We start from the raw sequence: 13,240 nt of genomic DNA on the forward strand, positions 1-13,240 counted from the left end.
CTAAAAGGATCGCCTGAATACAAAAGGCGGCCCCCGGGCCGCCTTTTACATTTCTCCTTAGTTTGGCCGAACTTGGTTGCTTTTTGCAGGCAATTGGAAAAATCTCCTGTAAGCGCCGGTTCGGTGCACTTCATCGCGAAAACAGGAAAAGGGACATGAAGAAACTTGTGATGGCCGCTCTGTTAGCGACGGCCTCGCTCACGGGACTGCATGGCAGCGCAGACGCGTTCCAGCTGTTTCCGACCGTCTCGCTCGGCCACAAAAAGGCGCCGGAGCAGCCGAAGGCCGAGGTCCACCTCGCCCAGGCTACCGATCCGACCGTCCGTGTTCAGCAGCTCGAGGAAGAGCTGCGCGCGCTCAACGGCCGCATCGAAGAAATGAGCTTCCAACTTCTGCAGATGCAGGAAACGATCCGCAAGCAGCAGGAAGACAATGAGTTCCGCTTCCAGGATCTCGAAAAGAAGAAGACCGGCTCGCTGACGAAGCCCGTCGATGGCGGCGGTGGCTCTGATTCCGTCGCTGAAATCATCACTGATACCCCCGACGTCGGCGCCAGCGCCGACGTTTCCGGTACTGCACCCGGCGAACAGACCCTGGGCGAAATCGCCCTCGACACCTCGGGTGTCCCGGTAGACGCCACGATCAATGAAGCGCCCGGTGCCAATGCCTCCGCGCTTCCCGGCGTAGACGCCCCGACGATCGCCCCCTCAGTCACCCCGCCTGCCCCACCTAAGCAGACCGCATCGCTGAACTCCGAGGCCGACGTCTACCAGGTCGCCTACGGCCATGTGCTCTCCGGCGACTACAGCCTCGCCGAAAGTGAATTCCGCGATTTCATCGAAGCCTATCCGAGCAGCTCCAAGATTGCTGACGCAAACTTCTGGCTCGGCGAAGCGCTCTACTCCCAGGGCAATTACAACGAGGCGGCCAAGACCTTTTTGAACGCCCACCAGACCTACAACACCTCCCCGAAGGCGCCTGAAATGCTGCTGAAGCTCGGCATGTCGCTGGCTGCCCTCGACAATACCGAGACCGCCTGCGCGACGCTGCGCGAAGTCTCCAAGCGTTACCCGAAAGCCTCCCGCGCCGTCGTCTCCAAGGTCGCGAGCGAGCAGAAGCGCCTGCGTTGCTGATGAGAACAGAGTCCGGGACATCGGTCCTGCCTGCTCCTCGCACGCCGCAAGAGGCTGCTCGCGCCTTCCTGTCTTCCTTGAAAAAGCCCACGCGTTTGCTCGTCGCCATTTCCGGCGGCAGTGATTCCACCGGTCTGTTGCTCGCGCTCACCGAGGCGCTTGATGCCGGCGACCATCCCCATATCCTCTTAGCCGTCACCATTGACCATGGTCTGCGTCCCGCCTCCGCCGATGAAGCGCTGGCCGTCCAGACGCTCTGCCAAGAACGATCCATCCCGCACCAGATTCTCCGCTGGACCGGCGAAAAGCCAAAGACCGGCCTCTCCGCCGCCGCCCGCAGCGCCCGCTACCGTCTGCTCGCAGAAGCCGCAGACCACTTCAGCGCCGCCGCCGTGGTGACCGGCCACACCCTGGACGATCAGGTTGAGACCATCGCAATGCGCGCCGAGAGATCTGCCGAAGGGGCGCTCGGCCTTTCCGGCATGGCAAAGGCCACGCTTTACGAACGCCGGCTTTGGATCCTGCGCCCGTTCCTCATGACCACCCGCGCCGCCATCCGGGATTTCCTGAAGATCAGGGGGCATGCGTGGATCGACGATCCCAGCAATGACGACACCCGCTCCGAGCGCGTGCGCATCCGCCAACGCGCGCTGACACCGGATCTGACGGCCATTGCCCTTGCGGGAGAGGAGCGACGCGCACTGTCGAGACGCGCAGCGGACTGGCTTGCCGGAAAGGCACACACGGCCGGCGACCAGGTGATCCGCATTCGACTGGACGAAACGCCGGCAAAGCCGAGCCTTGAGGCCTCGCACGCGCTGTCCGCGCTCTGCGCGATCATTGGCGGGAGGCCCCACCGCCCCGCGACAGAAGCTCTGGAACGGCTGAGCGACCGGCTGACGCAGGATGCCGACTTCGCCCTCACCCTCTCCGGCTGCATCCTGGTTCGGCGAAAATCGGAAATGTTCCTCACCCGCGAGAGGCGCGGTCTTTTGCCGCTCCCCCTCCCCGCCGGGGAAAGCCGGATCTGGGATGGACGCTACGAGATCACCAACAGCCGCGAGACGGATGCGCTGCTGGTTCCCGGTCCGGCCTCAGAGATTGCCTCCGATCTTCCGCATCGCATTCGCACCGCGCTGCGCGAAAATCGCCCGCAAATCCGGGCTCCCGCAGCAACAGGGGACAATGATGCGGCGGATATTATCATCACCCCCAGGCTCTCGCTCTTCGATCCATACCTGCCGGACTTCGATCTGCCGCTTGCCGACGAAATTGCGCGCCTTCTTGGCAGGGAACCGGCAATTGCCTGTCCCGTTTAAGACTTATTGACGGAAAACGATGCGAGAGAGCCGGTTTGCCTTGGCAATGGCGCAGTGCGCTCCTATGTTAGCCTGTAAGACAGCGGGGTTCCGTCCCGCAACACCTGTTCGGGGAATTCCATGAACCCAAATTTTCGTAATTTCGCGCTCTGGGCGATCATCGCTCTTCTGCTGATCGCCCTGTTCAGCATGTTCCAGACGTCACCGTCGCAATCGAGCTCGCGCGAGATTCCGTATTCGCAGTTCCTGCGCGAGGTTGATTCGGGCCGCGTCCGCGACGTCACCGTCACCGGCAACCGCGTCCTCGGCACCTATTCCGAAAACGGCACCGCCTTCCAGACCTACGCGCCGGTCGTGGACGACAACCTCCTGACGAAGCTTGAAGCTAAGAACGTCATGATCGTTGCCCGTCCTGAGACCGACGGCTCGTCTGGCTTCCTGAGCTATATCGGCACGCTTCTCCCCATGCTGCTGATCCTCGGCGTCTGGCTCTTCTTCATGCGCCAGATGCAGGGCGGCTCGCGCGGCGCCATGGGCTTCGGCAAGTCGAAGGCCAAGTTGCTCACCGAAGCGCATGGCCGCGTCACCTTTGACGACGTTGCCGGCGTCGACGAAGCCAAGCAGGACCTGGAAGAAATCGTCGAATTTCTGCGTGACCCGCAGAAGTTTCAGCGCCTCGGCGGCAAGATCCCGCGCGGCGTTCTGCTCGTCGGCCCTCCGGGCACGGGTAAGACGCTGCTCGCCCGCTCGGTTGCCGGCGAAGCCAATGTGCCCTTCTTCACCATCTCCGGTTCGGACTTCGTCGAAATGTTCGTCGGTGTCGGCGCGAGCCGCGTCCGTGACATGTTCGAGCAGGCCAAGAAGAATGCGCCCTGCATTATCTTCATCGACGAAATCGACGCCGTCGGCCGCCATCGTGGCGCCGGTCTCGGCGGCGGTAACGACGAACGCGAACAGACGCTGAACCAGCTTCTCGTCGAGATGGACGGCTTTGAAGCCAATGAAGGCATCATCCTGATCGCGGCAACCAACCGTCCCGACGTTCTCGACCCCGCACTCCTGCGTCCGGGCCGTTTCGACCGTCAGGTCGTCGTTCCGAACCCCGACATCATCGGTCGCGAACGTATCCTCAAGGTCCATGCCCGCAACGTGCCGCTGGCTCCGAATGTCGACCTCAAGGTTCTGGCCCGTGGTACGCCCGGCTTCTCCGGTGCGGATCTGATGAACCTCGTCAACGAAGCAGCCCTCATGGCCGCCCGCCGCAACAAGCGCGTCGTCACCATGTCGGAATTCGAAGACGCCAAGGACAAGATCATGATGGGCGCCGAACGTCGCTCGTCCGCCATGACCGAGGCCGAAAAGAAGCTGACAGCCTATCACGAAGCCGGCCACGCGATCACCGCGCTGCAGGTGCCGGTCGCCGATCCGCTGCACAAGGCCACCATCATTCCGCGCGGCCGTGCGCTCGGCATGGTGATGCAGCTCCCCGAGGGCGATCGCTACTCGATGAGCTACAAGTGGATGGTCTCGCGTCTCGTCATCATGATGGGCGGCCGCGTGGCGGAAGAGCTGACTTTCGGCAAGGAAAACATCACTTCGGGTGCATCTTCGGACATCGAGCAGGCGACCAAGCTTGCCCGTGCTATGGTCACCCAGTGGGGCTTCTCCGACGTGCTCGGCCAGGTCGCCTATGGTGAAAACCAGCAGGAAGTCTTCCTCGGCCACTCGGTTTCGCAGTCGAAAAATGTCTCGGAATCAACCGCTCAGAAGATCGACACGGAAGTCCGTCGCCTGATCGACGAAGCCTATACCGAAGCGCGCCGGATCCTGACCGACCATCACGACGAATTCGTCGCGATCGCCGAAGGGCTGCTCGAATACGAGACGCTGTCGGGCGAAGAGATCAAGGCGCTGATCCGCGGCGAGAAGCCGTCCCGCGACAGTGGCGACGAAGGCCCGACGACCCGCAGCTCCGCCGTCCCCTCGACCGGCCGCAAGGACGTGACGAAGGGCGGAGAGACCGAAGGCGGTCTGGAACCGCAGCCGCACTGAGGCGCACTCCCTTCTAACTCAAGAAAAGGCCATCCTCCCGGGTGGCCTTTTCTTTTGCCGCCCCGGAAGCGGCCCGAATCCTGCCGGTAACGGGATGTAATCAATTTTTGCGGTAATTTATGTGTTCTGCGCACCAATCTGTGGCATGAGCAGCCTAGGCAGGCCGAGGGCGCGCTCTTTCTGAGCAGCAACGGGTTCGGCTCCGACTTGAAGGAATAAAAATGACACGTCGTTATTTTGGCACCGATGGCATTCGCGGTCTGTCGAACCGCTTCCCCATGACCCCGGATCTCGCCATGCGCGTCGGCATTGCTGCCGGCACCATCTTTCGCCGCGGCGGCCACCGCCACCGGGTGGTGATTGGCAAGGACACACGCCTCTCGGGTTACATGCTGGAAAATGCCATGGTCGCCGGCTTCACCGCAGCCGGCCTCGATGCCTTCGTTCTCGGCCCGATCCCGACGCCGGCTGTTGCCATGCTGACCCGCTCGCTCCGCTGCGACATCGGCGTGATGATCTCGGCATCCCACAATCCCTTCGCCGACAACGGCATCAAGCTCTTTGGCCCCGATGGTTACAAGCTGTCCGACGAGCTGGAATCCCAGATCGAGGATCTGCTGGAAAAGGACATCTACGGCCAGCTCGCCTCGGCCCACGATATCGGACGTGCCAAGCGTATCGACGGCGTGCATGACCGCTACGTCGAGTTCGCCAAGCGCACCCTGCCCCGCGACGTGACGCTCCATGGCCTGCGCGTCGCAATCGACTGCGCCAATGGCGCCGCCTACAAGGTGGCCCCCGCCGTGCTCTGGGAACTCGGCGCCGAAGTCGTCACGATCGGCAACGAGCCGAACGGCACCAATATCAATCTCGAATGCGGCTCGACCCATCCGGATGCGCTGCAGAAGAAGGTCCATGAAGTGCGCGCCGATATCGGCATTGCGCTCGACGGCGACGCCGACCGCGTCATCATCGTCGACGAAAACGGCACCGTCATCGATGGCGATCAGCTGATGGCGGTTGTGGCCGAAACCTGGGCCCAGGATGGCACCCTGCGCGGTGATGGTATCGTTGCGACTGTCATGTCCAATCTCGGCCTGGAACGCTTCCTCGGCGACAAGGGGCTGTCACTCGCCCGCACCAAGGTCGGCGACCGCTACGTCGTTGAACACATGCGCAGCCACAACTTCAATGTCGGCGGCGAACAGTCGGGCCACATCGTGCTCTCCGACTATGGCACGACCGGCGACGGCCTTGTGGCCGCGCTGCAGATCCTGGCCGCCGTGAAGCGCACCGGCAAGACGGTGAGCGAAATCTGCCATCGCTTTGATCCCGTGCCGCAGCTCCTGCGCAATGTGCGCTTCTCCGGCGGCAAGCCGCTGGAAGATGCAGCCGTCAAGCAGGCGATTGCCGACGCGGAATCCGAACTGGCCAAGACCGGCCGCCTCGTCATCCGCCCGTCGGGCACCGAGCCGCTGATCCGGGTCATGGCCGAAGGTGACGACAAGGAGCAGGTCGAGCGTATCGTCAATGGTCTGGTCGATGTAATCGCCAGCGTCCGCAGCGCCGCCGCCTGACGTTTAAGAAATCCACCGCCGCATCCAAGGCGAAATGCAAGAAGCCCGGCCGCTCACGCGGCCGGGCTTCTTGTTTGCGCAGTAGGATATGAAATTCAGGCCGACAGCTTGGCCATGACTTCATCAGACACTTCGAAGTTCGAATAGACGTTCTGCACGTCGTCATCGTCTTCCAGCGTGTCGATCAGCTTCATCAGCGAGGTCGCCTTTTCCTCGTCGACTTCGATCGTGTTCTGGGGCTTCCAGATCGCTTTGACCGACTCGGCTTCGCCGAGCACGGCTTCCAGCGCCTTGGACACCTCGTTCATGTCTTCGAAGGCGCAGTAGATGGTGTGACCGTCTTCGTCCGAAACGACGTCCTCGGCACCGGCTTCGATCGCCGCTTCCATGACCTTGTCAGCATCGCCGACAGCGGCCTTGTAGGTGATTTCGCCGACATGGTCGAAGGAGAAGGACACCGAGCCGGTTTCACCCAGCGCGCCGCCGGCCTTGGAGAAGGTCGAACGGACGGAGGATGCCGTACGGTTGCGGTTGTCGGTCAGCGTCTCGACGATGACAGCAACGCCGCCCGGACCGTAGCCCTCGTAGCGGATCGCATCATAGGTCTCGGCATCGGCGCCCGATGCCTTCTTGATGGCGCGCTCGATATTGTCCTTCGGCATCGACTGCGCCTTGGCGTTCTGGACAGCCAGGCGAAGTGCCGCATTCATGGTCGGATCGGGCAGACCGGTCTTTGCAGCAACGGTGATTTCGCGCGCGAGCTTGGAGAACATCTTCGAACGGATACCGTCCTGTTTCCCCTTGCGGTGCATGATGTTTTTGAACTGTGAATGGCCAGCCATGGCACCCCTGATCAGGTCTCTTGTTTGGAATGGGCGCCTTATACGGGCGATTTTGGTCTGGTTCAAGGGCGGCGACCGACAAGGACCGCGTCTCCGGTGCGGAACAAGTGGAGACACTGCTCGTTGCTCTCCTCGCAAACCGACAAGGAGATACGATAGATGGCAAGCTTCAGCGAAGCCCGCGAAAACCCGGTAGAACAGCTCTGGGAAGAAATGGAGGACATCCATGCCGGCATGCTCGGTCTCGCAGGTTCCGACATGCATATGCGGCCCATGGCGCCTTTCGCCGATCACCGCACCAACACCATCTGGTTCTTCACCAAGAACGATACCGATCTGGTCAAGGCTCTGCGCCCCGGCAGTCGCGGCCATTTCTGCGTGATCGGCAAGAACCATGACTATCACGCCTGCCTATCCGGCGCTCTCACCGCCGTCAAGGATAGCGCCAAGATCGACGAATACTGGAATTCGGTCGTCGCCGCCTGGTACGAAGGTGGCAAGTCCGATCCGAGCCTCATCCTGCTGTCACTGTCGCTCGACGATGGCGAGATCTGGGCTTCGACCGGCAGCACGGTCAAGTTTGGCTGGGAAATCGCCAAGGCGAATCTCGATCCGGAAAAGATGCCGAATGTCGGCGTCCACCGTCAGGTTCGGTTCGCCTGACCTGAAGGTCAGACACCCGCCAGAATCAGGATCAGCGGCTTCTTCGGCAAGGTCCGCACGGACACCGTGAAGCCGCTGTTTGCCGACCGTTCGACGTCGAAGCGGCCGTCGAACATCGCAAGGAAACTTTCGACCACGGCGCCCCGCCGATGCATGGGCAACACCACCGCCGATCGCAGCCGCTCAATGGTCCGGCTCATGCTCTCGGCCCCCATGGTGAGCCCGCCATCGACGGGAACCATCACGATATCAAGCCGGCCGATCTCCGCATAATGCGCATCCGTCAACTCGTGGTGCAGGTGGCCAAGATGGCCGATGCAGAGACCAGCCACCTCGAAGATGAAGATCGAATTGCCGTTCGGCTCGAACTCTCCGCCCCAGCTGCGAATATCGGTCGAGACATTGCGGACATAGGCATCGCCGACCACCACCTTGTGCTCGATCTTCTCGCCAGGCCGCGCCGCGTTCCATCCCTGCAGCACGGTCGCAATCGCGGGATCGGGGTTAAGCGTATAATGGCTGGAATGCGCCTTGTTCATCGTCACCACGTCGGGCGTGCGCGAGGTGCGAAGCCAGCCGTTGAAATCCGTGGCAATTGAGACGCCGCCGGGTGTGTCGATCTGAAAGGTCGAATGGCCGATGAAGCTGATAACGACGTCTTCCTGCAACTGCGCCGGGATGACGGATCCGCCGAGGCTGGAGGTTGGCTTGTAGCTCGCGAACTGAACCTGCGGCAGGGCTTGCGCGATCAACTGGCACTGACTGACCGGCGGTCGCTCCGCCTCCTGCGCAAGAACACCCTGCGCAACCAGCAGCAGGGCCAAGCTCGAAAACACCAGTCTCAGCATCACGCCGCTCCCGCATCGCCTTCGCGTCCACGGGCAAGCATGCGGCAGAGCCGGTCGCGCGTAAAGCGGAGCGGCCTGACCTATGCGTCACAATGCTGTTATTGCAAGGTCTCAGGCCCAGAAGGCGGGAATGGTCTCGGCAAGCCGTGGTCCGATCCGAAGCGGCGCGATGTTTTCGGCCAATCCCGTCGCATCCGAAATTTCGACCCCGACGCCGCAGATGGTGGCCGGGCCGCTCGCCGCCTCAAAGCGCCCCTTCGGCATCTTCGAGATGAAGCGGTTGAGCGGCTCTTCCTTCTCCATGCCGAGCGAGGAGTCGTAGTCGCCACACATGCCGGCATCCGACATATAGGCCGTGCCGCCGTTTAGGATCTGATGATCGGCGGTCGGCACATGCGTATGGGTGCCGACGACGAAGCTTGCTCGGCCATCGACGAAATGGCCGAAACACTGCTTCTCGCTCGTTGCTTCCGCATGGAAGTCGAAGACGATGACATCGGCCTGCTCCTTCAGCGGGGCAGCCGCAAGAATGCTCTCCGCCGACTTGAAGGGGTCGTCCAGCTCCGGATGCATGAAGACGCGGCCCATGATGTTGGCAACAAGCACGCGCGCGCCGTTGCGGGCATAGAAGAGGCCGGAGCCCTTGCCCGGTGTGCCAGCCGGATAATTGGCCGGCCGCAGGAACTGGTCGTGACGGGTGCAGAAGGAAACAGCCTCCTTCTGGTCCCATACATGGTTGCCGGTGGTGACAACGTCCGCGCCGGCATTGATCGTCTCGAGATAAATGTCCTCGGTGATGCCGAAGCCGCCGGCGGCGTTCTCGCCGTTCACGATGACGAAATCCAGCTTCAGATCGGAGATCAGACCCGGCAACCGCTCCCAAACAGCCGTCCGTCCGGTCTTGCCCACCATATCTCCGAGAAACAGAAGTCGCATTCGTCCAATCACTCCATGAATGTTCTGAGGCCACTTTCCGTCAGAACGGCCTCTAGCCGGACGTCATGCGCTTCATCCGGCACTTCTGCCACCTCCTGACAGTCGAATGCAATGCCGATCAGCCGCGGATGGCGTCCTTTTTCCCGCAAACGGGCGATTGCGCGGTCATAATGACCAGCACCATAGCCGATGCGGTTGCCCTTCGCGTCAAAGGCCGAGAGCGGAACGAGCAGGAGGTCGGGATCCAGCACCTCGGCCTCGGGCCCCGGCCCTCGCGTGCCAAAGCCCGTATCAACGAGTTCGGCACCCGTGACGAGCTCACGGAACACGATTGTTTCCTTGTCCATCACGACCGGCAGGCAGAGCCGCGCGCCGCGCGCCTTGAGCCGCGCCATCAGCGGCCGGATGTCGGCCTCTGAGCGGATCGGGAAAAAGCCCGACACCACCATGCCCGGCTCAACCGCAATCGCCTCGCCCGCAAGGTCCGCCATGGCAAGACTGAACTCCAGCCGGACCGCCGGATCGATCTGATCCCGCAGCGCCAACCGCTCCTTGCGCAACGCCGCCTTCAAAGCCCGTTTGTCCAACATTCTCACCTCACAGACCGAAGCCCCCCATATTTGAGGGGAATCATCGTTGGTTTTCGTCAATTTTATCATTCGTCAAGGTCTTGGCAGTTAAGCATCAAAAGGGGGGATTAACTGAAGAGCTCTATATTCAAGCATGAGCGAATATCTAAGGGGCACCACGGCATGAAGATCTTTTCGCGCTTCGGCATCACGAAAACAATCACCGCCACGACAGTCTTGATCCTGGTCGCGTCGCTCGGCGCCGTCTCCTGGGTCATCTCTGGTAGCATTGCGACGCGGATCCAGGAACAGGCGATCAGCGGCCAGGATGCGAGCCTGCGAACGGCGGCGACCATCATTGAACGTGACCTGCCGGGCACCAAGATCACATGGGCTGCGAACGGCAATGTCGATCGCATCGTTATGGAATCCATCCCGAAGGAATTTGCAGATCATACGATGATCGACACGATCGGCCGCATGACGGGCCAGACCGCGACCATCTTCGGCTGGGATGCTGAAAGCAAGGACTTCTGGCGCCGCACGACCAACATCATCAAGCCCGATGGCAAGCGCGCCGTCGGAACCGCCCTCGGCCAGACGGGCGCCGTCTATCCCTATGCCACCAAGGGCCAGGTCTATCGCGGCGAGGCGGTTATCCTCGAAGTCCCCTATTACACCATCTACCAGCCGATCTTCTCTCCGACCGGTGACGTGATCGGCATCCTCTATGCCGGCGTCCGCTCGGCCGACATCAACAGCATCGCTACCGAAATGGCTTACGCCATCGGCGCAACGGCGCTGATCGTGCTTGTCATCGCCGCAGCCCTCATCGCGCTGTTCGTCCGCCAGATCGTCGGCGCCTTGCCGCGACTGACCGGCGTAGCCGACCAGCTCGCCAGCGGTCGCCTCGAAACAGAAGTCCCCGACCAGGACTTGAAGAACGAGATCGGGGCGCTTGCCCGCTCGATCAACGTCTTCCGCGAGAGCGCGATCCAGAAGATCGAGATCGAGCGCAAGGCTGCCGATGCGGTCGCCCAGGGCGAACAGGAACGCCAGGAGCGGGAAGCTGCCAAGGCCGAGGACGCCAAGGCCGTCGAACGGGCTGTCGATGTGCTCGCCCAGTGTCTGCATAAGCTGAGCGACGGCGACCTGACGGTGCGCATCGGCGAGGCCTTTACCGGCAATCTCGACAAGCTCCGCCTCGACTTCAACGCCTCCGTCGAGAAGCTGAGCAGCACGCTTGGCGACATCCGCGAGGAAACCTCCGGCATCGAGGCGAGCTCCGCCGAAATGCGCCAGGCGACCGATGATCTGTCGAAACGCACCGAACAGCAGGCTGCTTCGCTGGAGCAGACCTCGGCCGCGCTGGAAGAAATCACCTCCACCGTCCGCGGTTCGTCTGCCAAGGCCGACCAGGCCGCCAGCATGGCTGAGAAAGCCCGCCAGAGCACCGAAAGCTCCAGCAAGGTGGTCTCCGACGCAATCGAAGCCATGAGCCGCATCGAACAGGCCTCGAGCGAAATCTCTAAGATCATCAACGTCATTGACGAAATCGCCTTCCAGACCAACCTGCTGGCGCTCAACGCTGGCGTCGAGGCTGCCCGTGCCGGTGAAGCCGGCAAGGGCTTTGCGGTCGTCGCCCAAGAAGTTCGCGAGCTTGCCCAGCGTTCGGCCAATGCCGCCAAGGACATCAAGGCGCTGATCAACAAGTCCGGTGAAGCCGTTGCCGGCGGCGTCTCGCTCGTCCAGCAGACCGGCAATGCGCTCGGAGAAATCTCCGGCCAGGTTGCCTCCATCAACGAGCATATCTCGGCCATTGCCTCAGCCGCCCGCGAGCAGTCGACGGCACTGAACGAGATCAACGGCTCGGTCAACCATATGGACCAGTTCACCCAGAAGAACGCCGCCATGGTGGAAGAGGCAACTGCGGTCACGCACCGCCTCGCCGACAGCGCCCGAGTGCTGGCGGGCCTCATCGGCCAGTTCCAGACGGCAGACGGCCATCGCGCCGTCAAGGCTCCCGCCCCGTCTTATCAGCCGGCAGCCCCTGCCCCGCGGTCGGCCGCACCGCGTCCAGCCGAAAGCCAGTCCCGCCCGGCGCCCTCGCCGGCCCGTTCCATGGTCGGCAAGCTGACCAAGGCCTTCGGCGGCGGCGCGACCGCAACGGCCGCTTCGCAGGACAACTGGGAAGAGTTCTGATCGGAAGATCCGCCCGAACGAACAAAGCCGTCGCGAGCGATCGCGGCGGCTTTTTGCATTGAGCTTGAATGAAGTGCGATCCACGGCAACCGGTGGATGTTTACGATCCTGGGTGCCTACAAACGTAGGTGGGCGCCATATGTCCGAGCCCACGGGCCCGGCCAGGGACAGCTCCCTTTGGATCGAGTATGGCCCCAGGGATTGTGGTTCCTGTCGTGAGGCGCAGACCGCAAGTCAGATATAGGCGCTTCGCGACCGATCCGCCAGTGGCAAGAACGACAAACTGATGCGCGAGATCAGAAGCAGAGATCAGCTGTCCTGGCTTGCCGGTGCCGGCCGCTGGGTGAGCTTGCGGGTAATGCCGTTCAGCCGCTCGGCGACCTCGGCCAATGTCTGCGCCACCGCCTCGTCGCGTTTGCTGGCGCCATCGAGCACACTGTCGCGCCCTTGCTTCAGATCGGCAAGCTCGCGTTCGGCCGAGGAAAGCCGGCGGTTGAGTTCCGCCATCTCGTCCATCACCATGATACCGGCCATGACGGTGATCCTGAGATCACCGATCTCGCCGAACTGGCTCTTCAGATGGCTGACATAGCGGTCGAACTGGCCGGCAAGTGTGGTCAGGTGAGGCTCCTGCCCCTCCTCGCACGCCATGCGATAGGCCTTGCCGTCGATCGTGACTGTCACCTGGGCCATCGGCCATCCAACTCTTCGTTACACGGGCGGGACACGGCCCAACACCAAATCTCACGTCTTGCGGCGGCAGGACCCGTCCCGCTCACCGATCGAGAACGGCCCGGATCGTCTCCATCGCCGTCACAAGCCGCCGCGAAACCTCGCGGTTGACCTCTTCCAGGCTGTTGGCCCGGAACTGCGACTCGTCGAGTTCCTGTGCCAGTCGCGCACGGTCGGCATGAACGCGGCGCACCTCTGCGTCGATTTCACTGCTTTCCCGCTCCGCCTCAAAGCGCATGTCGACGGCATTTTCGAGGCCGCCCACGGCCTGACGAAGCGCCGCGAGCGCGGCTTCGACCGAATTTTCCACCGGCATCCTTGACCCCTGCCTCGTTGCTGGGCGTTCGCTTTTCACGAATCGTCCAAG

General features: G+C 62.2%; 12 protein-coding genes and 1 other RNA gene. 6 read left to right on the forward strand and 7 right to left on the reverse strand.

Going from position 1 to position 13,240, the window contains the following annotated elements; all coding sequences use genetic code 11:
• Positions 1-155 precede the first annotated feature (155 nt).
• From ybgF to glmM, 4 genes are all read left to right on the forward strand, one after another.
• Positions 156-1,133: a tol-pal system protein YbgF gene (gene ybgF / locus ASE36_RS12820; RefSeq protein ID WP_062279887.1), complete on the forward strand. Its 978-nt coding sequence runs from the start codon at positions 156-158 to the stop codon at positions 1,131-1,133.
• Complete coding sequence (gene tilS, locus ASE36_RS12825) at positions 1,133-2,452, forward strand: tRNA lysidine(34) synthetase TilS (RefSeq protein WP_062279889.1); 1,320 nt, start codon at positions 1,133-1,135, stop codon at positions 2,450-2,452. The genes ybgF and tilS overlap by 1 nt, the downstream gene beginning before the upstream one ends.
• A 120-nt stretch (positions 2,453-2,572) precedes the next feature.
• Positions 2,573-4,504 (forward strand): ATP-dependent zinc metalloprotease FtsH, encoded by a 1,932-nt coding sequence (ftsH, locus tag ASE36_RS12830; protein WP_062279891.1) that lies wholly within the window; start codon positions 2,573-2,575, stop codon positions 4,502-4,504.
• 221 nt (positions 4,505-4,725) lie between these two features.
• Positions 4,726-6,081, forward strand: a complete 1,356-nt coding sequence (gene glmM / locus ASE36_RS12835; protein ID WP_062279893.1) for a phosphoglucosamine mutase — start codon at positions 4,726-4,728, stop codon at positions 6,079-6,081.
• Between the two features lie 95 nt (positions 6,082-6,176).
• On the opposite strand, the gene ASE36_RS12840 is transcribed toward glmM, so the two are convergent.
• Positions 6,177-6,923, reverse strand: coding sequence for a YebC/PmpR family DNA-binding transcriptional regulator (locus ASE36_RS12840; RefSeq protein WP_062279895.1), 747 nt, complete (start codon positions 6,921-6,923; stop codon positions 6,177-6,179).
• Between the two features lie 159 nt (positions 6,924-7,082).
• On the opposite strand from ASE36_RS12840, the gene ASE36_RS12845 reads away from it, so the two are divergent.
• Positions 7,083-7,586 carry a pyridoxamine 5'-phosphate oxidase family protein gene (locus tag ASE36_RS12845; protein ID WP_062279898.1) on the forward strand — a complete coding sequence of 168 codons (504 nt, stop codon included), beginning with the start codon at positions 7,083-7,085 and terminating at the stop codon, positions 7,584-7,586.
• A gap of 8 nt (positions 7,587-7,594) precedes the next feature.
• Here the strand turns inward: ASE36_RS12845 and ASE36_RS12850 are convergent, their stop codons facing one another.
• The 3 genes from ASE36_RS12850 to ASE36_RS12860 all read right to left on the reverse strand — a co-directional run bounded on the left by ASE36_RS12850 (position 7,595) and on the right by ASE36_RS12860 (position 9,957).
• Positions 7,595-8,434: an MBL fold metallo-hydrolase gene (locus tag ASE36_RS12850; RefSeq protein WP_082511048.1), complete on the reverse strand. Its 840-nt coding sequence runs from the start codon at positions 8,432-8,434 to the stop codon at positions 7,595-7,597.
• A gap of 111 nt (positions 8,435-8,545) precedes the next feature.
• A complete protein-coding gene (locus ASE36_RS12855) occupies positions 8,546-9,370 on the reverse strand; it encodes a TIGR00282 family metallophosphoesterase (RefSeq protein WP_062279904.1) in 825 nt (274 codons plus the stop codon).
• Positions 9,371-9,378: 8 nt separating this feature from the next.
• A complete protein-coding gene (locus ASE36_RS12860; protein ID WP_200945178.1) occupies positions 9,379-9,957 on the reverse strand; it encodes a 5-formyltetrahydrofolate cyclo-ligase in 579 nt (192 codons plus the stop codon).
• 165 nt (positions 9,958-10,122) lie between these two features.
• On the opposite strand from ASE36_RS12860, the gene ASE36_RS12865 reads away from it, so the two are divergent.
• Complete coding sequence (locus ASE36_RS12865) at positions 10,123-12,141, forward strand: methyl-accepting chemotaxis protein (RefSeq protein WP_062279910.1); 2,019 nt, start codon at positions 10,123-10,125, stop codon at positions 12,139-12,141.
• Between the two features lie 73 nt (positions 12,142-12,214).
• On the opposite strand, the gene ssrS is transcribed toward ASE36_RS12865, so the two are convergent.
• From ssrS to ASE36_RS12880, 3 genes are all read right to left on the reverse strand, one after another.
• Positions 12,215-12,373, reverse strand: a non-coding RNA gene (gene ssrS, locus ASE36_RS12870) — 6S RNA.
• A 77-nt stretch (positions 12,374-12,450) separates the two neighbouring features.
• A complete protein-coding gene (locus ASE36_RS12875; RefSeq protein ID WP_062279914.1) occupies positions 12,451-12,834 on the reverse strand; it encodes a cell division protein ZapA in 384 nt (127 codons plus the stop codon).
• A gap of 82 nt (positions 12,835-12,916) precedes the next feature.
• Positions 12,917-13,189, reverse strand: coding sequence for a DUF4164 domain-containing protein (locus tag ASE36_RS12880; RefSeq protein WP_062279918.1), 273 nt, complete (start codon positions 13,187-13,189; stop codon positions 12,917-12,919).
• Positions 13,190-13,240 lie beyond the last annotated feature (51 nt).

The sequence above is a fragment of the Rhizobium sp. Root274 genome, assembly GCF_001429245.1.
Lineage (GTDB): Bacteria > Pseudomonadota > Alphaproteobacteria > Rhizobiales > Rhizobiaceae > Allorhizobium.

Coding starts and splice junctions, on each gene's coding strand:
- ASE36_RS12865 (WP_062279910.1), top strand. CDS start 10,123: ATGAAGATCTTTTCGCGCTTCGGCATCACGAAAACAATCACCGCCACG.
- glmM (WP_062279893.1), top strand. CDS start 4,726: ATGACACGTCGTTATTTTGGCACCGATGGCATTCGCGGTCTGTCGAAC.
- ASE36_RS12880 (WP_062279918.1), bottom strand. CDS start 13,189: ATGCCGGTGGAAAATTCGGTCGAAGCCGCGCTCGCGGCGCTTCGTCAG.
- ASE36_RS12845 (WP_062279898.1), top strand. CDS start 7,083: ATGGCAAGCTTCAGCGAAGCCCGCGAAAACCCGGTAGAACAGCTCTGG.
- tilS (WP_062279889.1), top strand. CDS start 1,133: ATGAGAACAGAGTCCGGGACATCGGTCCTGCCTGCTCCTCGCACGCCG.
- ASE36_RS12840 (WP_062279895.1), bottom strand. CDS start 6,923: ATGGCTGGCCATTCACAGTTCAAAAACATCATGCACCGCAAGGGGAAA.
- ybgF (WP_062279887.1), top strand. CDS start 156: ATGAAGAAACTTGTGATGGCCGCTCTGTTAGCGACGGCCTCGCTCACG.
- ASE36_RS12875 (WP_062279914.1), bottom strand. CDS start 12,834: ATGGCCCAGGTGACAGTCACGATCGACGGCAAGGCCTATCGCATGGCG.
- ASE36_RS12855 (WP_062279904.1), bottom strand. CDS start 9,370: ATGCGACTTCTGTTTCTCGGAGATATGGTGGGCAAGACCGGACGGACG.
- ASE36_RS12850 (WP_082511048.1), bottom strand. CDS start 8,434: ATGCTGAGACTGGTGTTTTCGAGCTTGGCCCTGCTGCTGGTTGCGCAG.
- ftsH (WP_062279891.1), top strand. CDS start 2,573: ATGAACCCAAATTTTCGTAATTTCGCGCTCTGGGCGATCATCGCTCTT.